Below are 16,513 nucleotides of genomic sequence, written 5' to 3' on the forward strand. Positions count from 1 at the left end.
AGAGCATGAGCACCGTATTCAGCAAGATCATCGCCGGCGAGATCCCGGGCCGCATCGTCTACCAGGACGACACCGTCGCCGCGTTTCTCACAATCGAACCCGTCGCCTACGGCCACACCCTGGTCGTGCCGGTGGAAGAGATTGACAAGTGGACCGACATCCCGGCTGAGCTGTGGTCGCACATGAACGAGGTCGCCCAGAACATCGGCAAGATCATCGTGGACGAGTTCGACGCGGAGCGCGCCGGCTACCTCATCGCCGGCTTCGAGGTGCCGCACGCCCACATCCACGTCTTCCCTGCCAACGACATGTCCGGCTACACCCTCTCCAGCGCGATGCGCCACGACGAGACCGACCCGGAGAAGATGGACGCCGCCGCGGAGAAGATCCGCGCCGGACTTACAGCGCTTACAGCGCCTACAGCGACGGAAGGGAAATAGTAAACGTCGACCCCTCGCCCGGGGCGGTAGCTACCTTCACGGTGCCGCCGTGGGCTTCGATGAGGGATTTGGTGATGGCCAAGCCCAGCCCCGAGCCACCGGTGGCGCGGTTGCGGGAAGAATCTGCGCGGTAGAACCGCTCGAAGATGTGCTCCGCGTCCTTGGGCTCCATGCCGCAGCCGTCGTCGGCGACGTCGATGACCACGCGGTCGAGGTTGTGCCGGATGGTCACGGTCACCTCCGCGTCCGGGCCGGCGTGCTTGTAGGCGTTGGTGATGAGGTTCACCAGCACTTGGTGGAGCCGGTCCGGGTCGCCTTGCACCTGAGCCACCTCCGGGGTGTCGGTGATCACGTCCACGGTGCGGTCCGGGAAGGCCGCGTCCACGCTGCTCTTGGCGGACAGGACCCACTCGAGCACGTCTACCGGCTTCTTGTTCAGGCGAGCGCCCTCCGCGCGGGTCAGCGCCAGCAGGTCCTCGACGAGGAGCTGCATGCGGGCGGATTCTTCGTCGATCTTGCTCAGGACCATGTCCGGGTCGTCGGCCATGCCCTTGCGGTAAAGCTCCGTGTAGCCGCGCACGCTGGTCAGCGGCGTGCGCAACTCGTGTGACGCGTCGCCGACGAAGCGGCGCATCTGTTCTTCCTGGGTGCGGGCATTTTCCAGGGAGTCTTGCAGTTTGGACACCATGGTGTTCATGGCGTAGGAGAGACTGCCCACTTCCGTCTCGCGCGACCATGCGGGCACACGCCGGTCGGTATCGCCGTTCGCGATAGCCAGTGCGGTGTTCTCCACGATCTTCAGCGGCGCAAGCGCCCGGGCGACCATGTAATTCACGGCCACGCCGATGCCGAACAGGGCGAGCACACCGACTGCGGACTCGACCCATGCGAGCGCGCGGAGCATCTTCGCCTCAGCCTCCAGCGACTTGGCCACGTACTGGACAGTGCCGTCGGACTGCTGGTGCGCCATGGCGCGCCACTTCGTGCCGGAGCTTTTCGTTTCCACGGAGGTGATCGTGGTCGGCTGGTCCAGCCGTTTTACCTGCGAGTAGTCCGGCGGATTCACCGAGCCCCGGCGCGGAACCAGCTGGTCCTGGCCGGGGTAGAGCGTGGCCTGGTTGAACTCGCTAGGCAGGCTGAACACGTTGAATTGCCAGGCGGGAGTTTGCTGCGCCCACGTGTGCAGGCCCTCGCGGAGCTGGTCGTCCGCGCGGTCGAACAGGAAGTAGCGCATGACAAAAAAGATCAGCACCGAGCTTAAGGCGATGCCGAGGGTGGATACCATCATCACCACCGCGACAAGCTGGCGCTTGAGCGGCTTTTTCGACGGCGCACCGAGAACCGAATACGGCATGCAACCGCCCTACTGGCGTGGGGTGCGCAGCACGTAGCCCACGCCACGGACGGTGTGGATGAGCTGCACGTCGCCAGTGTCTACCTTGCGGCGCAGGTAGGAGATGTAGGACTCGACCACGTTGCCGTCGCCGCCGAAGTCGTAGTGCCACACGTTGTCCAAGATCTTCGCCTTGGACACCACAACCTCCGCGTTGAGCATGAGGTAGCGCAGGAGATTGAACTCGGTGGGCGACAGTTCCACGATCTCGCCGGCCTTGGTCACCTCGTGAGTGTCGTCGTTGAGAGTGAGGTCGGCGTAGCGCAGCGTGGTGTCCTCGTTGGAGTCTTCCGTGACGTTTCCGCGGCGCAAGATCACGCGCAGGCGGGTGATCACCTCCTCAAGGGAGAACGGCTTGGTCACGTAGTCGTCCGCACCGATGGTCAGGCCGTGGATGCGGTCTTCCACCGCGTCCTTGGCGGTGAGGAACAGCACCGGGGCGTCCAGACCTTCGCCGCGCAGCTTGCTCAGCAGCTCGAAGCCGTCCATCTCCGGCATCATCACGTCGAGGATGTATGCGTCGGGCCTCCAGGTGCGGGCGAGCTCGATGGCTGCCGGGCCGGAGTTGGCAGTCTCCACCTCGAATCCTTGGAACTTCAGGGAGACGGTTAACAGCTCCACGATGTTCGGTTCGTCGTCAACGACAAGCACCTTGAGGTTTTGCGCGTTTTCAGCCATGACTTGCACTCCGTTTCAACTTTGTTTCGGGCTAGACACAAGCCCGCTTTACAACATAGAGCGATTAAACAGGACCATTCTGCACGTTTCCTGTACGTCCGCTGAGCGCCCCTCGCGGACTTCCCCCGAAAAGAAATGGAGCTGGAGACGGGACTTGAACCCGCAACCTACGGTTTACAAGACCGTTGCGCTACCAATTGCGCCACTCCAGCAGTGCTGCAAAATCTTACACACGCCCCGCACCTGCGGCATAACCGGCCAACCGATAGTGTGAGCTTGTGGCTGAAGGTAACTCACTTTGGGAGAGGATTTCCGGCTCGCGGCAGCGTGTGGCAACCATCGACGAGGCCCGCACTTCCCCGCCGCCGTCCGTCCTCGCGCCCATCAACTTGGCAGATCCCGCCGAGGTGGCGGCGGTGATGAACATCGCCGCGCGCATCGGCGAGATCCTCATCGCCAACGCGACGACGTCTGCGGACGCGGCGAAGCAGATCCACACGGTCTGCTCCTCCTACGGCCTGCACTACGTTCACGTTTCCATCACGGTGAACACCATCACGCTCAACACCATCATCGGCGTGGGCCAGCGCACCCCGGTCAACGTGTTCCGCGTGGTCACCATGATCAGCGAGAACTACCACAAGCTCCAGGAGGTGGATCGCTTGATCCGCTCCATCCGCTCGGGCGCGACACCACCGGAGATGGCGGAGAAGATCCTCAACGACATCGACACCTCCCCGATCCCGCACCGCAACACGAGAAATCTCGCGGGCTGGACGGTGATGGGTTTCTTCGTGGCCATGCTGCTGGGCGGAGACTTGCTCATGATGCTGGTGGGCGGGCTGACCGCCTTTCTCATCATGGGGTTTAGCAAGCTGCTTTCCCGCGGCGGGCTGCCCGGGTTTTTCCATAACGTCATCGGCGGTTTCCTCGCCACTGTGCCAGCGGCGATCACCTACGATTTCTCGGCGTCCATCGGCCACACCATCGTGCCCAGCCAGCTGATTGCGACGGGCATCATCGTCCTGCTTGCGGGGCTGACGTTGGTGCAATCGCTTCTCGACGGCGTGACCGGCTCCCCCTTAAACGCCTCCGCCCGCTTCTTTTCCGCCATGCTCAACACCGGCGGCATCGTCGCCGGTGTGGCTACCGGCGTGTCAGTCTCCGAAATGGTGGGAATGCCGCTTCCCCCGGTGGAGCTGCTCCCGGGCAGCGCGGCGTATTCCAGCGCGGGGCTCACAGTCATCGGCGGCGGGATGGCGGCCGCGGCCTTCGCGGTGTCGTGTTTTGCGGAGCGCGCCGCGATCATCTTGTCGTTTTTCACCGCCGCGCTCGGATCTGCCTGCTACTACATCCTGCTCGCCCCGCTGAACCTGGGCAGGCTCTCCGCCACGGCGGCCTGCGCCATCGTGGTCGGCTTGGTCGGCGGCCTAATTTCCCGCCGGTTCCTGATCAACCCGGTGATCACCGCAGTTGCAGGCGTGACGCCCTTTTTGCCCGGTTCCTGGATCTACCGCGGCATGTACGCGCTGATGAACGAGCAGATGCTGCTGGGCATGATGAACCTGTTTACCGCCATCGGCACCTGCATGGCCTTGGCGGCCGGCGTGGTGTTCGGCGAGTGGGTCGCCCGCCGGATCCGTGCGCCGCAGCTGTACGTTCCGTACCGGGCGTTCAAGCGTGCGGGTCGCTTCACCTTCGAGCAGCTGCGAAGGGTACGGCGCCGTCGATAAGCTGATCGCGTAGGATTGAACCGCTTGACGCCTGATGCAAGGAGGAGACCGTAGTGCCACCCAAGATCACCGATTCGCGCCCGACCGCCGAGGCGATGCATGCCGTTGAGGAGCAAACGGCTTCGGGTGCCCGTCGGATCGTGGCTACCTACGCCGAGGACTTCCTGGACGGTGTGACGCTGATGTCCATGCTGGGCGTGGCTCCGAAGGGCTTCGTGTACAAGCGCTACGTCGAGGAGCTGGAAAAGGAGGCCGAGGAGGAGGCTCCGAAGAAGGCCACCAAGAAGAAGGCGACGAAGAAGAAAGCTTCGAAGAAGAAGTCGACCAAGAAGTCGGCGAAGAAGGCCACCAAGAAGAAGTCGACCAAGAAGGCCACCAAGAAGAAGACCACCAAGAAGGCCGCGAAGAAGGCGTAAATGGGGGACAACGAGTTCGTCGTCGTGGCGAATCGCCTGCCGGTGGACAAGGTCGGCGACCACTACGAGGTCTCCCCGGGCGGCCTCGTCGCCGCCCTCGCCCCAGTTTTGCGCGCCCGCGAAGGCTGCTGGGTGGGGTGGCCCGGCAACATCGGCGAAACTCTCGAGCCGTTCGAATTCGGCGGCATTTCCCTCGTGCCGGTCACGCTCGACCAGAACGATTTCGAGCGGTTTTACGAGGGGTTTTCAAACTCCACCCTGTGGCCGCTCTACCACGACCTGATTGTCCAGCCGGAGTACAACCAGGAGTGGTGGGACAGCTACGTGGAGGTCAACCGCAAGTTTGCGGAGGCTGCCGCACGCGCAGCCGCCGACGGTGCCACGGTGTGGGTGCAGGACTACCAGCTGCAGTTGGTGCCGGGCATGCTCAAAGAGCTGCGGCCCGATGTCACTGTCGGGTTTTTCCTGCACATCCCCTTCCCCGCCCCGGCGCTGTTCCAGCAGCTGCCGTGGAGAAACGAGATTCTGGAAGGCCTCAAAGGCTGCGACCTCATCGGCTTCCAGCGCAACACGGACGAGGACAATTTCCGCCTGCTTACGCAGGACATCCGCACGGGCACCTTCCCCATCTCCATCGACGCAAGTGAGATTGCGGTGGCGCCGGAGGAAGACGTCGCGAAGCTGCGGGCGGCAGTGGGCAACCCCAAGCACCTGCTGTTGGGCGTGGACCGCATGGATTACACGAAGGGCATCCTGCAGCGCCTGCTCGCGATTGAGTCGCTGCTGGAAGAAGGCGCGCTCGACGACGTCGCGTTCATCCAGCTCGCCACCCCCTCCCGCGAGCGCATCGAGCACTACCGCACGACGCGCAAGGACGTGGAGGAAGCCATCGGCCGCATCAACGGCCGTTTCGGCGATGTGGGCCGGCCGATCGTGCACTACATCCACCGCAGCGTGCCCAAGGAGAAGCTGGGCACCTTCTACGCGGCCGCGGACATCATGCTGGTCACTCCGTTCAAGGACGGGATGAACCTGGTGGCCAAGGAGTACGTGGCCGCCCACCCGAATGCAGACGGCGCGTTGGTGCTCTCCGAGTTTGCGGGGGCGGCCGTGGAGTTGAACCAGGCGTACCTGTGCAACCCGTTCGATTTGGAGTCCGTTAAGGCCGCCATCGTCGGCGCCACCGAACCGGATGCTGCCCGGATGCGCCACATGCATGATTGGGTCATGGAGCACGATGTGGCCGCGTGGGCGCAGTCGTTTTTGGAGGAGCTGTGAGGCGCGCCCTCGCACTGGTGCCGCTATTCGCGCTCGCGGCGTGCACGTCCGGCCCTACGTGGCAAGTGGTCTCGGTACGCACGGCCGAGGACCAGCCCGCCACAGAGACGTCCGTTGCGCGTGTGCGTATCGACGACCACAGGTTCACCGGCACCACCGGCTGCGCGGATGTCACCGGCACCTTCGAAGAATACGAAGAAGAGCAAGACACCGTCAGCCTGAATGAGGTCGAGCTGTCAGACCCAGGCGAGTGCTCGGGCTGGGCCCGCCACACGCACGACCAGCTCGCTCCCCTGTTGACGGACGGTGCGTCGTTCAGCATCTCCAGCCCCGCCGATTTCGAGCTCGTCCTCGTCGGCGAGCACGGGCAGACCTTGAGGCTGATGCAATGAGCCTGCTTGTCTGCTTGGACTTCGACGGCACCCTCGCGGAGCTGAACCCGGACCCGTATAGCGTGCGCATCCACCCGGGCGCAGAACGCGCGATCAGGCGCCTCGCTGCGCTGCCGGACACCGAGGTGGTCATCCTCACCGGCCGCCACATCGAAGGCATTGCAAAAGTGCTGCCGGCGGATTTTCCCGTCACCGTCGTCGGCTCCCACGGGGCGGAACCGGGCCCGGAGCTCACCTCGGCCGACCGCGCCTACCTGGACGATATCGAAGCGCAGCTCCGCCGCATCGCCACCGACGGCGCGTACGTGGAGGTCAAGCCGTTCCAGCGCGTGCTGCACGTCGCACAGGTCGATAACGAGGCGCGCGCAACGGCCATCCTCGCCGAGGCGAACACGATCGACACCCGCGGGCGGCCGAAGACCCAGGGGCACAACGTGGTGGAGTTTTCCGCGATCGACATCACCAAGGGCACCTGGCTTTCCGCCTACAAGCGCCGCTTCGACACCACCATTTTCGCAGGCGACGACGACACAGACGAGCACGCCATCGCAGTGCTCGGCCCGAACGACATCGGCATCAAGGTGGGGCACAAACCCACCCGGGCCACCCGCCGGGTGCCGGATGTTGGTGCCATGGCACAATTTCTCACCCAACTCGCCGAAGAAAGGGAGGCATGGAGCGCCACACGCTAGTCCACCAGGGCCAGGAACGCCGCTGGATCGAGATTGAGGGCACCACCGACGCCCTGCTGCTGGTCCTGCACGGCTCGCTGCAATCCAGCAACGTGATGCGCAACTTTACGGACCACACCTTCGAAGGGCTGGGTCCCACCGTGGTCTACCCGGACGGCGTCAAGCACCACTTCAACGACCTGCGCGCCGGCTTCAACGAGGACGCGCGCCGCATGCGCATCGACGACGTCGGTTTCCTCACCAAGATTGTCGCGCACTACAACGTGCCCACCATCGGCTGCGGCTTCTCCAACGGCGGGCAGATGATCCTGCGCCTGCTCTTCGACGCCCCAGGGCTGCTCTCCGGCGCCGCCACTTTCGGCGCCTCCATGCCAACGCCCGAAAACACCCTCACCACCACCGACAACTACCAGCCGACGAAACTGCTGTCCGTCCAAGGCACCGAGGACAAGCTCGTGCCCTATGCAGGCGGCATGTCCGGCATCGGCGGCAACAACCGGGGCGAGACCCGCTCCGCGCAGGACTCGGCGGCGTTTTTCGCTGAGTTGAACGGGTGCGACGGTCACGTGACGTCGACAGGCGACAAGCTCCGGGTCGACGATTTCAGCGGCGACCACCCGGTCCGGCTAGTCACCCTCGAGGGCGCCGGGCACATGGTGCCGGTCGAGCGCGACCTCGACCCGCGCCTCGGGCACAACCCGAAAACCCCGACGGGCGGGCAGCTGCTCAGCGAATTCTTCTTTGCCGGGCAAACTCGCTGAGCACCACCCCGGCCGCGACGGAGGCGTTGAGGGATTCCACCCAGTCCTCCATGGGCACCGACATGATCACGTCGCAGTTTTCGCGCACCAGGCGCGAGATGCCCTTGCCCTCGGAACCGACAACGATGACCACGGGGTCGGTGGCCTGGTCGAAGGTGTCGAGGGTGTGTTCCCCGCCCGCATCCAGGCCGACAACCGTGTAGCCGTTGTCCTGGAACTGCTTCACCGTGCGCGTCACGTTGGTCACCCGAGCGACCGGCAGGCGCGCGGCCGTGCCAGCGGAGGTGCGCCATGCAACACCCGTGACCTGCGCGGAGCGACGCTCCGGGATGATCACGCCGTTGCCGCCGAACGCCGCGGTGGAGCGGATCACCGCGCCGAGGTTGCGCGGGTCCGTGATGTTGTCCAGCACCACGAACATGCCGGGCCCGTCCACGGACTCGAGCAGGTCGTCGAAGTCCGCGTACTTGTACGGCTGGATCTTCAACCCGATGCCCTGGTGCATGCCGTTGCCGGTCATCGCGTCGAGCTGCTGGCGCGGCACCTCGTGCACCGGGATGCTCTTGGAGTTGGCCAGGCCCACCGCCTCGCTGAGGCGCTCGTCGTGGCCGGTGCCAGCCGCAACGTACATCGCTTCCGCCGGCACCTTCGCCTTCAGGCACTCCACTACCGGGTTGCGGCCGACCACCATGTCGGCGACCTCGCGGTCGTGGCGACCCTGCGCGCGACGCTTCTGCTCTAGCTTGCGCTTGTGGGCTGCGTGGTAGACGCGGTCCTCCGCCTTCGGGGTCGCGCCCTTGCCGCGCAGGCCGCGGCGGCGTTGGCCGCCCGAGCCCTTCGTGGGGCCCTTCTTGTTCTTCTTCTGCTTGTCAGGCCGCTCGTACGGTTTGCCCATGATCTACTCCTTCACCTGCCACTGCGGCCCCTCGGCCGTGTCGGTCACCTCGATGCCGGCCGCGGCCAGCCTGTCGCGCACCTCGTCGGCGGTCGCCCAGTCCTTCTCCGCGCGGGCGGTCGCCCTGCGCTCCAGCTCCGCGCGCACCAGCACGTCGAGTGCGGAGCTGTTGCTTGACGACGACGGCCACGCCCCCGGGTCCACACCCAACACCGCCGCCATCGCGCGCACCTGCGCGGCGATCGGCTTCGGGTCGGCAGCCTTGTTGCCCTCGCGCACCATGTTGTGGATTTCGGCCAGGGCCTTGGGCACTGAGAAATCGTCGTTGAGCGCCTGCTCGAACCCCTCGGTCCAGGTGGTGGGCTCTGGCATGCCGGCGCGCTTGACAAATTCCTCGATGCGCCGATAGCCCGCCGCCGCTTCCTGCAGCGCCTCCGGCGAGTACTCCAGCACGCTGCGGTAGTGCGCGGAGCCGAGGTAGTAGCGCAGCTCGACGGGGCGGACCTGCTCCAGCATCGCGTCGATGGACAACACGTTGCCCAGCGATTTGGACATCTTTTCGCCCGCCATGGTCACCCAGTGGTTATGCATCCAGAAGTGCGCGAACCCGTCGCCCGCGGCGTGGGACTGCGCCTGCTCGTTTTCGTGGTGCGGGAACTGCAGGTCGAGCCCGCCGCCGTGGATGTCGAACTCGGAGCCGAGGTACCAGGTGGACATCGCCGAGCACTCCAGGTGCCAGCCGGGCCGGCCCGGGCCCCACGGGGTGGGCCAAGACGGCTCGCCGGGCTTCGCTGCCTTCCACAGGGCGAAGTCCGGGTCCTCCCCGGTCATGTCCTCGAGGCGGTTGCCGGAGATCGAACCGTAGTCCCCGCCCGCTTTCACCCACGCGTTCACGTCGAAGTAGACGGAACCTTCGCGGGGGTAGGCGAAGCCGGCGTCGATAAGCCGCTGCATGTAGTCGACCATCTGGGTCACGTGCCCGGTCGCGCGCGGCTCGACGGACGGGGGGAGCACTCCGAGGGTGTCGTACGCGCGGGTGAACTCGCGCTCGTAGGTGGACACCCATTCCCACCAGGGGCGGTCGTGCTCAGCCGCCTTGGTCAGGATTTTGTCGTCGATATCCGTGACGTTTCGCACGAAGGCGACATCGTTGCCGTTGGCGAGAAACCAGCGGCGCACGATGTCGAACGCGACCCCGGAGCGCAAGTGCCCGATGTGGGGTTTGGCTTGCGGGGTGGCGCCGCACAAGTAAATCGAGACGTGGCCGGGGGTAATCGGCTCAAAGTCGCGAAGCGTGCGGGTTTTGGTGTCGAAGATGCGTTGGTTCACAACACCGCAGTCTACAGAGACGACGTGTCCACCTTCAGCTCCGAGTAGCGCGCCTCAGGAATGCTGAACTGGTAGGGGTTGCCAACCGGCTGCCACACCTGGTCCGCGCTGCACTTGACGTCCTGGGCGTCGCCGTCGAGCATGGTGAAGCCCCACACGAGACGGCCCTGCTTGCCGGCATCGAGCGTGTACGGGCCAACCACCTGGTTCAGCGACCAGCTGACCTCGTGCACGTAGTTCCAGCCGTACGCGCGGGAGACGTTTTTGACCAAGTCCCCCTTCGGGGTGAAGGTGCCGGAGACCTCCAGGGTCTGCACGCGCTTTTCCTTCACCGTCTGCTCCACCGGCACGGGACCTTCGGTGTCGTTGCCCACGCTCGCCGCGTCGGTCTGCTTGAACCAGCGGCGGGTGGCATCCACGTACGTGTCGGTCATGCCCGGGGTGGCGCAGTGGCTGCCCGGAGCAAGATCCGTGTTCCAGCGCTGCGGGAGCTCAAAGTCGTAGGGTGCCGCATTGGCAGCCGGCGCTAGCGCGAACGCCGCTGTCACTGCGAGGATCGCCTTTTTCATTTATGCGCCCCAGTCGATGTTGTCGCGGGTGCTGACGCGGACGTGGCGCTCCTTCGGCATGGTCGCAGTGAAGGTGTTGCCGGCAGCCTGCCAGGTGCCGTCGGTGCCGCACACGGTCTCCTGGCCCTTGAAGTCGGAGACGATCCAGCCGGCCTGCAGCACGGCAGTCTTGCCCGGCGCAACGTTGTACGGGCCGATCTTCTCGCCGACCTCGTAGGACTGCTGGTCGGTGTAGCTGGTGGAGAAGGTGAACTGGATCAGCTTGGCCACGTCGAAGCTCAAACCTGCGGTGACGTTCCAGGTCTTCGTCTTGGTCTCGGTCACGGAGCGGGTGACCGGCAGCGGCTCGTCGTTGTAGTTGGACACCGTCCAGGTGCCGGCGGAGCCGTCGAAGTAGCTGCGGACGATCTCCACGGTCTGGCCGCGGTCACCCGGCACGGCGCAGTGCTCGCCGATGGTGGTCGGGTTGGTTTCGTCGTAGGTGCGCTGCGGCAGGGCGTTGGCGGCCGGAGCGAGGGCGAGAGCTGCGGTGGTCAGCAGGGCGAGGGAGCGCTTGATCATGATGTGTTCCTTTGTGCTTGAGATGTGGTTTTAGAGGTAGGACTGGGTGGGCACCGGCAGGTTGCGGTACTCGTCCGGGGTGACGTCGATCTTCCGTTCGGTGCCGTCCTTGCTGGTCACGGTGGCCTCAGCCCAGAATCCGGACGGGGCGGTCGACTGCGGGTGGGACGTCACGCGCGAGTACTTGCCGTCGCGGCCCGCGGAGATTTCGCGGTAGTTGATGCGCGTCATCGTGGTGCCGTACTCGACGCGCACCCGGTCGCCCGGCTTCAGGTCGATCGGCTTGAGCGGGGTGTTCACCGGCATGTAGGCGCGCTTGACCGCGCCGACGGAGGTGAGCCAGCCCTCGGGCAGCTGACCTTCTGCGCCCATCCAGTTGACGTACTGGGCGTTTTCCGCACCGACGACGTAGTCCGTCACGGGGCGGAAGGTGTAGTCGCCCTTGGACCAGTTGAGGAAGTCCTGCGAGTAGCCCGGCTTGCGGAAGGTCGGCGCGACCGCCTCAATGTCGTACGGGTAGTACGACTTGTCACCCTTGCGCGCAGCTTCGTCGAGCTCCGGCCACTCTGCATCGCGGCGGAAGTTCTCATCGGGCTTGACCACGGTGTCGCGCTCGCTTGCCACCTTTTCCAGGCTCGGCCCGGAAACTGCGTTGTAGGTGTCGCCCGCCGGCTTGGAATTCGCGCCCTCAGCGCGCGAGGGGATCTCCATGGCCAGGTTGGAGACGGATCCGTCCGCCTTGATGATGTAGGCGAACGCGTAGCGCTCCGCCGGGCCGGTGCCGCGGATGACGTTGGCGCCCGGCGCATTGCGCAGCACCCCGTTATCGCAGGTCATGAACATGGAGATGAAGTCCTTTTCCAGCACGCCGTAATCGACGCGGAAGGATTCGCCCGGGCCGAGCTCGATGGGGCCGAACGTCTCGCCCTCGATCCAGCCATTGGATTCCTTCAGCCCAATGTCCGTCTTGGCGGTGGTGTCCCAGCCGCTGGGCAGCTCCGCCTTCGAGTTCGCCTCGATCTTGCGGTTGGTACCGGTCTCGACCGTTGCCGTGTACGGCACAGTCTGGTCGGTGCGGTTGGTGAACTGGAGGGTGCCGTCCGCCAGGTAGCGGCGGGCCGTCTCACCGTAGCGCCACTCCGGGGTGACACCGGCGTCGCACGTGGAGCCGTAGTTCTCAATCGGGTAGCCCTGCGGCATCGCCGGGATCGCGCCGGCGACGGGGGCGTGCGCTACCGCCACAGTGGTAAGCGCCGCAGCAAACGCTGTCCATACTTTTTGCATGCGGTTAGCGTAACCCAGCAAAACACTGGAAGAAAGTTAAAACCGCAGGAAGAGAACTTAAGTACCTGAAATAGGTACTTTCGTTCCCTGTTAGAGCGCCTTCAGCTCCACTAGCGCTGTGGCAATCGCCGCCCGGCCTTGACCGCTTCCGGTAAAGCCCATGTGGTCCGTGGTGGTCGCGGACACGGACACCGGGGCGCCGAGCGCCTCCGAGAGCACACGCTCCGCTTCCTCGCGCACTGGCCCCATTTTCGGGGTCTGGCCGATCAGTTGGGCGGATACGTTGACCACGGTGTGCCCGTGGTCGTCCAGAAGCTCTTTGAGCTCTTGGAGCAGTTGGGTGCCTTTCACCCCGTCATACTCCGGTCGGCCCACACCGACAAAGGAGCCAAGGTCGCCGAGCCCGGCGGCCGAGAGCACTGCATCGACGACGGCGTGGCTGACCACGTCGCCGTCGGAGTGGCCCTCGCAGCCGTCCTGACCTTCGTGGAGAATGCCGGCAATCCAGCAGTCTTTCCCGGCTTGGATCTGGTGGGCGTCAAATGCGGTGCCTACGCGAAGGTTTGTCATGGCTACGACCGTACTTCAGAGTGTGCCGACAAGGCTTTCCGCCAACCGGAGGTCCAGCGGCGTGGTGATCTTGAACGCCATGGGGTCCCCCTCCACGGTGGTCACCGGCGCACCGAACCACTCCATGAGCGAAGCGTCGTCGGTCGCCACGAAGGACGGATCTTCTGCCAGGTACTTCTCGTTCGCCTCCCGCAGCTGGCGCAGGTCGAACCCCTGCGGTGTCTGAGCGGCGCGCAGCACAGACCGGTCCAGCGTCTCCTCCACCGCATCCCCCGCAACCCGCTTCACGGTGTCCGCCACCGGCACCACGGGAACAACAGCGGCAGCGCCGCCCAGCACGGCATCGACCACGCGCGAGACCATTTCCGGCGGGGTCAGTGCGCGGGCGGCGTCGTGGACCAGAATGCAGGCGTCGTCAAGCGGCACCGCATTCAGGGCCGCATAGATGGAGTCGGCGCGCTCCGCACCCCCGTGGACGAACTGCACCGCGTAGCCGGACAGAATCCCCCGCGCCTCGGCCTCCATCTCGGGACTGACCACCACGACGACCCGGTCGACCACGCTCGCCATGGTGGCAACGGAACGCTCGAGCAGCGTGCGGCCTCCAAGCTCCACGTATGCCTTGGGCACGGCAGCGCCGAGCCGAGTGCCCTGCCCCGCCGCTGCGACGACCGCTACCGTTTCGCGGCGCAATTTATTTGTCGTCGTCCTCGTCGTCGAAGGAGAGGTCGTCCAGGTCTACCTCGTCATCGTCGTCAACCTGACCCGGATCCTCGGAGATGCCGGCCTTGACCTGCGCGTCGATGATGGACTGAATTTCCTTGTCCATCTCCTCGACCTTTTTCTCGTCCACCGGCTCCGCCAGCGCGAGTTCGCCCACGAGAATCTGGCGCGCCTTGCCCAGCATGCGCTTCTCACCAGCGGAAAGGCCCTTGCCCTGATCGCGGCGCCAGAGGTCGCGCACAACTTCGGCGACCTTGTTGATGTCGCCGGAAGCGAGGCGCTCCTGGTTCGCCTTGTAGCGGCGGGACCAGTTGCCGGCTTCCTCGACGTCGGTCTCACGCAGCACGGAGAAGACCTTCTGCAGGCCTTCCTTATTGACCACGTCGCGCACACCGACAAGCTCGGAATTCTTCACCGGCACGCGTACCTCAAGGTCCGAATGGAGAATCTGCAGCACCAGGTAATCGAGAGTCTCCCCGCGCATTTCGCGCTGCTCGATGTCGGCGATGCGGGCCGCTCCGTGGTGCGGGTACACAACCACTTCTCCGACCTTGAATTCCATTGCGGCTCCTTGCGTCGATAGGCGAAGTTCAGACCCCAACACCTTACCACCAAGCATTTTGCTTATCGACGACCAAAGGTCCCCTCGCCCAATAGGGGGAGCAAGTGGGAAAACTTGCTGTGCAGACGCTAGAGTATTGCGGAGAAAACCCTCGAATGAGTTGATGATGGAGGACACCCCCGTGAAGTCCCTGAAGCGCGCCGCTGTCGTCGCAGTCGCTGGCTGCGCAACCCTGGCCCTCGCTGGCTGCTCCGCCGGCCAGATCACCCAGACGTCGAACCAGGTCGCGGCCGTTGACGGCGCAAGCGCCTCCACCGAGGACGGTGCCGTCGCTGTGCGCGACGTGACCGTGGTGCTCGCGGAGGACGGTCAGGCTGCCCTGAAGTTCACCGCCACCAACCAGGACACCTCCATGAAGGACCACGCCCTGAAGTCCGTGGACGTTAACGGCCAGAAGGTGAACATCACCGGCAATTCCACCATCGCCTACAACTGCGCACTCGTCGCCGATTCCGCTGACGGCCTGGAGCGCATGCCGCAGGACAACAACGGCAACTGCATCGAGTACACCGCCACCGCACTGGCAAACGACGATTTCGCTTACGGCGGCAACGTCCCGGTGACCTTCAACTTCGACACCGGCTCCCTGGACGTCGTGGCCACCGTTTCCGCTCCGACGCTGGCCTCCGGCCAGGTCGACCGCCAGGTCGGCGAAAACGAGCAGACGCACGAGCAGAAGCACTAGTCACCTCAACCCCGAAACCGCTGGCTTGACCAGCGGTTTTTTCATGTTCAAACACCGTGTCGAGGCCGTGTTATACGGTGTGGCGCATGGCGAAGAAACCACGCGTAATCCACACCTGCACGGAGTGTGGCTACTCCTCCCCCAAGTGGCTGGGCCGCTGCCCGGAGTGCGGGTCGTGGGGCACGCTTCAAGAGGAAGCGCCGGTGGCGGCGGGGCCGGCCAAGACGTCGGCGTTGACCCCGTCCGCGCCCGCGAGCCCGATCACCAAGGTCGAGGCGGCGGCGACCAAGACGGTGAAGTCCGGCATCGGGGAGCTGGACCGCGTCCTCGGCTCCGGCGTGGTGCCCGGTTCCGTCGTGCTGATGGCGGGCGAGCCGGGCGTGGGCAAGTCCACTCTTCTGTTGGAGGTCGCCTCCCGCTGGGCGGCCCAGGGCCGCAAGGCGCTCTACGTCACGGCTGAGGAGTCTGCGGGGCAGGTCCGCGCCCGCGCAGAGCGCACGGACGCGCTCAAAGACACGCTTTATCTTGCTGCGGAGTCCAACCTGGACGTGGTGTTCGGCCATGTGGATCAGCTCAAGCCGTCGCTTTTGATCGTGGACTCGGTGCAAACGATGCACGCGGCCGGCGTCGAGGGAGTCGCGGGAGGCGTGGCGCAGTCCCGCGCCGTCACGGCGGCGCTGACCTCGCTGGCGAAGACCACCAACATCCCGGTGTTGTTGGTGGGGCACGTGACCAAGGACGGCAACGTCGCCGGCCCGCGAGTGCTGGAGCACCTGGTGGATGTGGTGCTGAGTTTCGAGGGAGACCGGCAGTCGTCGCTGCGCATGCTGCGCGGCATCAAGAACCGCTTCGGCGCGACGGACGAGGTCGGCTGCTTCGAGCAGACAGCGGGCGGCATCCGTGAGGTGCGCGACCCGTCGGGCCTGTTCCTCTCCCACCGCGGCAAGACCCCGGACGGCTCCGCAGTGACGGTGGCGATGGACGGGGTGCGCCCCATCCTCGCCGAGGTGCAGGCGCTGACCGTGGATCCGGTGAACAAGAGTCCACGCCGCGTGGTCACCGGCTTAGATTTCAACCGCGTGCCCATGGTGCTGGCGGTGCTGCAGGCCCGCTGCGGCGAGCGCACGAACGACAAAGACGCGTACGTGGCCACCGTCGGCGGCGTGAAAATCACCGAAACGGCGACGGACTTGGCGGTCGCCTTAGCCACGTGGTCCAGCTTGCACGACAAGCCGCTGCCGGAAAAGACGGTCGTGGTGGGCGAGGTCGGCCTGGCTGGAGAGATCCGCCGGGTGCCCAACCTCGGCCGCCGCCTCCAAGAAGCCGCGCGCATGGGGTATACGGGGGCGATCGTTCCCGCAGGAGAGCAGCTGCGTATCGACGGCCTTTCAGTCCGCCCAGTTTCGACCCTCGCCGAGGCTTTGGCGTTGCTAAGGTAAGCGCCATGAATATGGGGGACATTCTTCGGGAACATACGGCATATCCGGACCAC

The 16,513-nt window shown here is 65.2% G+C and carries 19 protein-coding genes and 1 tRNA gene; 9 read left to right on the forward strand and 11 right to left on the reverse strand.

The features are described 5' to 3' along the window. The first annotated feature begins 5 nt into the window (after window positions 1-5). Window positions 6-440 (forward strand): HIT family protein, encoded by a 435-nt coding sequence (locus tag CFOUR_RS09385; protein ID WP_101706372.1) that lies wholly within the window; start codon window positions 6-8, stop codon window positions 438-440. Here CFOUR_RS09385 and CFOUR_RS09390 read toward each other — a convergent pair. The 3 genes from CFOUR_RS09390 to CFOUR_RS09400 all read right to left on the reverse strand — a co-directional run bounded on the left by CFOUR_RS09390 (window position 418) and on the right by CFOUR_RS09400 (window position 2,723). Beyond that, complete coding sequence (locus tag CFOUR_RS09390) at window positions 418-1,794, reverse strand: sensor histidine kinase (protein ID WP_085957290.1); 1,377 nt, start codon at window positions 1,792-1,794, stop codon at window positions 418-420. The genes CFOUR_RS09385 and CFOUR_RS09390 overlap by 23 nt on opposite strands. Window positions 1,795-1,803: 9 nt before the next feature. Continuing rightward, window positions 1,804-2,511 (reverse strand): response regulator transcription factor, encoded by a 708-nt coding sequence (locus CFOUR_RS09395; RefSeq protein WP_085957289.1) that lies wholly within the window; start codon window positions 2,509-2,511, stop codon window positions 1,804-1,806. A gap of 136 nt (window positions 2,512-2,647) precedes the next feature. Then, a tRNA-Thr gene (locus tag CFOUR_RS09400) sits at window positions 2,648-2,723 on the reverse strand. Between the two features lie 66 nt (window positions 2,724-2,789). On the opposite strand from CFOUR_RS09400, the gene thrE reads away from it, so the two are divergent. From thrE to CFOUR_RS09430, 6 genes are read left to right on the forward strand one after another with little or no spacing between them, the layout of a single operon-like run. Next, window positions 2,790-4,244 (forward strand): threonine/serine exporter ThrE, encoded by a 1,455-nt coding sequence (gene thrE / locus CFOUR_RS09405; protein WP_085957288.1) that lies wholly within the window; start codon window positions 2,790-2,792, stop codon window positions 4,242-4,244. 53 nt (window positions 4,245-4,297) lie between these two features. Further along, entirely contained in the window at window positions 4,298-4,660 is a 363-nt protein-coding gene (locus CFOUR_RS09410) for a hypothetical protein (RefSeq protein WP_085957287.1), read from the forward strand. Next, window positions 4,661-5,938, forward strand: a complete 1,278-nt coding sequence (locus tag CFOUR_RS09415; RefSeq protein WP_085957286.1) for an alpha,alpha-trehalose-phosphate synthase (UDP-forming) — start codon at window positions 4,661-4,663, stop codon at window positions 5,936-5,938. Then, entirely contained in the window at window positions 5,935-6,330 is a 396-nt protein-coding gene (locus CFOUR_RS09420) for an META domain-containing protein (protein WP_179154802.1), read from the forward strand. The genes CFOUR_RS09415 and CFOUR_RS09420 overlap by 4 nt, the downstream gene beginning before the upstream one ends. Further along, window positions 6,327-7,022, forward strand: a complete 696-nt coding sequence (locus CFOUR_RS09425) for a trehalose-phosphatase (protein ID WP_085957284.1) — start codon at window positions 6,327-6,329, stop codon at window positions 7,020-7,022. Before CFOUR_RS09420 ends, CFOUR_RS09425 begins: the two co-directional genes overlap by 4 nt. Further along, window positions 7,004-7,783 carry a CE1 family esterase gene (locus CFOUR_RS09430; protein ID WP_085957283.1) on the forward strand — a complete coding sequence of 260 codons (780 nt, stop codon included), beginning with the start codon at window positions 7,004-7,006 and terminating at the stop codon, window positions 7,781-7,783. The genes CFOUR_RS09425 and CFOUR_RS09430 overlap by 19 nt, the downstream gene beginning before the upstream one ends. Here CFOUR_RS09430 and rlmB read toward each other — a convergent pair. The 8 genes from rlmB to CFOUR_RS09470 form a co-directional block, all read right to left on the reverse strand. Next, window positions 7,749-8,678: a 23S rRNA (guanosine(2251)-2'-O)-methyltransferase RlmB gene (gene rlmB, locus CFOUR_RS09435; RefSeq protein WP_085957282.1), complete on the reverse strand. Its 930-nt coding sequence runs from the start codon at window positions 8,676-8,678 to the stop codon at window positions 7,749-7,751. The two genes, CFOUR_RS09430 and rlmB, sit on opposite strands and share 35 nt — an antisense overlap. 3 nt (window positions 8,679-8,681) lie before the next feature. Continuing rightward, entirely contained in the window at window positions 8,682-10,007 is a 1,326-nt protein-coding gene (gene cysS / locus CFOUR_RS09440; RefSeq protein ID WP_085957281.1) for a cysteine--tRNA ligase, read from the reverse strand. Between the two features lie 11 nt (window positions 10,008-10,018). Continuing rightward, a complete protein-coding gene (locus CFOUR_RS09445; RefSeq protein WP_085957280.1) occupies window positions 10,019-10,576 on the reverse strand; it encodes a hypothetical protein in 558 nt (185 codons plus the stop codon). Continuing rightward, window positions 10,577-11,137 (reverse strand): hypothetical protein, encoded by a 561-nt coding sequence (locus CFOUR_RS09450; protein ID WP_085957279.1) that lies wholly within the window; start codon window positions 11,135-11,137, stop codon window positions 10,577-10,579. A gap of 30 nt (window positions 11,138-11,167) precedes the next feature. Next, window positions 11,168-12,421, reverse strand: coding sequence for a hypothetical protein (locus CFOUR_RS09455; RefSeq protein ID WP_085957278.1), 1,254 nt, complete (start codon window positions 12,419-12,421; stop codon window positions 11,168-11,170). A 90-nt stretch (window positions 12,422-12,511) separates the two neighbouring features. Then, a complete protein-coding gene (ispF, locus tag CFOUR_RS09460) occupies window positions 12,512-12,991 on the reverse strand; it encodes a 2-C-methyl-D-erythritol 2,4-cyclodiphosphate synthase (protein ID WP_085957277.1) in 480 nt (159 codons plus the stop codon). A 15-nt stretch (window positions 12,992-13,006) separates the two neighbouring features. Beyond that, window positions 13,007-13,684: a 2-C-methyl-D-erythritol 4-phosphate cytidylyltransferase gene (ispD, locus tag CFOUR_RS09465; protein ID WP_085957276.1), complete on the reverse strand. Its 678-nt coding sequence runs from the start codon at window positions 13,682-13,684 to the stop codon at window positions 13,007-13,009. Window position 13,685: 1 nt separating this feature from the next. Continuing rightward, window positions 13,686-14,276: a CarD family transcriptional regulator gene (locus CFOUR_RS09470; RefSeq protein WP_085957275.1), complete on the reverse strand. Its 591-nt coding sequence runs from the start codon at window positions 14,274-14,276 to the stop codon at window positions 13,686-13,688. A gap of 166 nt (window positions 14,277-14,442) precedes the next feature. Here CFOUR_RS09470 and CFOUR_RS09475 point away from each other — a divergent pair, with 166 nt between their 5' ends. Beyond that, window positions 14,443-15,021, forward strand: a complete 579-nt coding sequence (locus CFOUR_RS09475) for a hypothetical protein (protein ID WP_085958390.1) — start codon at window positions 14,443-14,445, stop codon at window positions 15,019-15,021. 86 nt (window positions 15,022-15,107) lie between these two features. After that, a complete protein-coding gene (radA, locus tag CFOUR_RS09480; protein WP_085957274.1) occupies window positions 15,108-16,460 on the forward strand; it encodes a DNA repair protein RadA in 1,353 nt (450 codons plus the stop codon). Window positions 16,461-16,513 lie beyond the last annotated feature (53 nt).

The sequence above is a fragment of the Corynebacterium fournieri genome, assembly GCF_030408775.1.
GTDB classification, from domain to species: domain Bacteria; phylum Actinomycetota; class Actinomycetes; order Mycobacteriales; family Mycobacteriaceae; genus Corynebacterium; species Corynebacterium fournieri.

Coding starts and splice junctions, on each gene's coding strand:
- CFOUR_RS09415 (WP_085957286.1), top strand. CDS start 4,661: ATGGGGGACAACGAGTTCGTCGTCGTGGCGAATCGCCTGCCGGTGGAC.
- CFOUR_RS09430 (WP_085957283.1), top strand. CDS start 7,004: ATGGAGCGCCACACGCTAGTCCACCAGGGCCAGGAACGCCGCTGGATC.
- CFOUR_RS09455 (WP_085957278.1), bottom strand. CDS start 12,421: ATGCAAAAAGTATGGACAGCGTTTGCTGCGGCGCTTACCACTGTGGCG.
- CFOUR_RS09475 (WP_085958390.1), top strand. CDS start 14,443: ATGGAGGACACCCCCGTGAAGTCCCTGAAGCGCGCCGCTGTCGTCGCA.
- CFOUR_RS09470 (WP_085957275.1), bottom strand. CDS start 14,276: ATGGAATTCAAGGTCGGAGAAGTGGTTGTGTACCCGCACCACGGAGCG.
- CFOUR_RS09425 (WP_085957284.1), top strand. CDS start 6,327: ATGAGCCTGCTTGTCTGCTTGGACTTCGACGGCACCCTCGCGGAGCTG.
- CFOUR_RS09445 (WP_085957280.1), bottom strand. CDS start 10,576: ATGAAAAAGGCGATCCTCGCAGTGACAGCGGCGTTCGCGCTAGCGCCG.
- rlmB (WP_085957282.1), bottom strand. CDS start 8,678: ATGGGCAAACCGTACGAGCGGCCTGACAAGCAGAAGAAGAACAAGAAG.
- CFOUR_RS09390 (WP_085957290.1), bottom strand. CDS start 1,794: ATGCCGTATTCGGTTCTCGGTGCGCCGTCGAAAAAGCCGCTCAAGCGC.
- CFOUR_RS09395 (WP_085957289.1), bottom strand. CDS start 2,511: ATGGCTGAAAACGCGCAAAACCTCAAGGTGCTTGTCGTTGACGACGAA.
- ispF (WP_085957277.1), bottom strand. CDS start 12,991: ATGACAAACCTTCGCGTAGGCACCGCATTTGACGCCCACCAGATCCAA.
- radA (WP_085957274.1), top strand. CDS start 15,108: ATGGCGAAGAAACCACGCGTAATCCACACCTGCACGGAGTGTGGCTAC.
- CFOUR_RS09450 (WP_085957279.1), bottom strand. CDS start 11,137: ATGATCAAGCGCTCCCTCGCCCTGCTGACCACCGCAGCTCTCGCCCTC.
- CFOUR_RS09385 (WP_101706372.1), top strand. CDS start 6: ATGAGCACCGTATTCAGCAAGATCATCGCCGGCGAGATCCCGGGCCGC.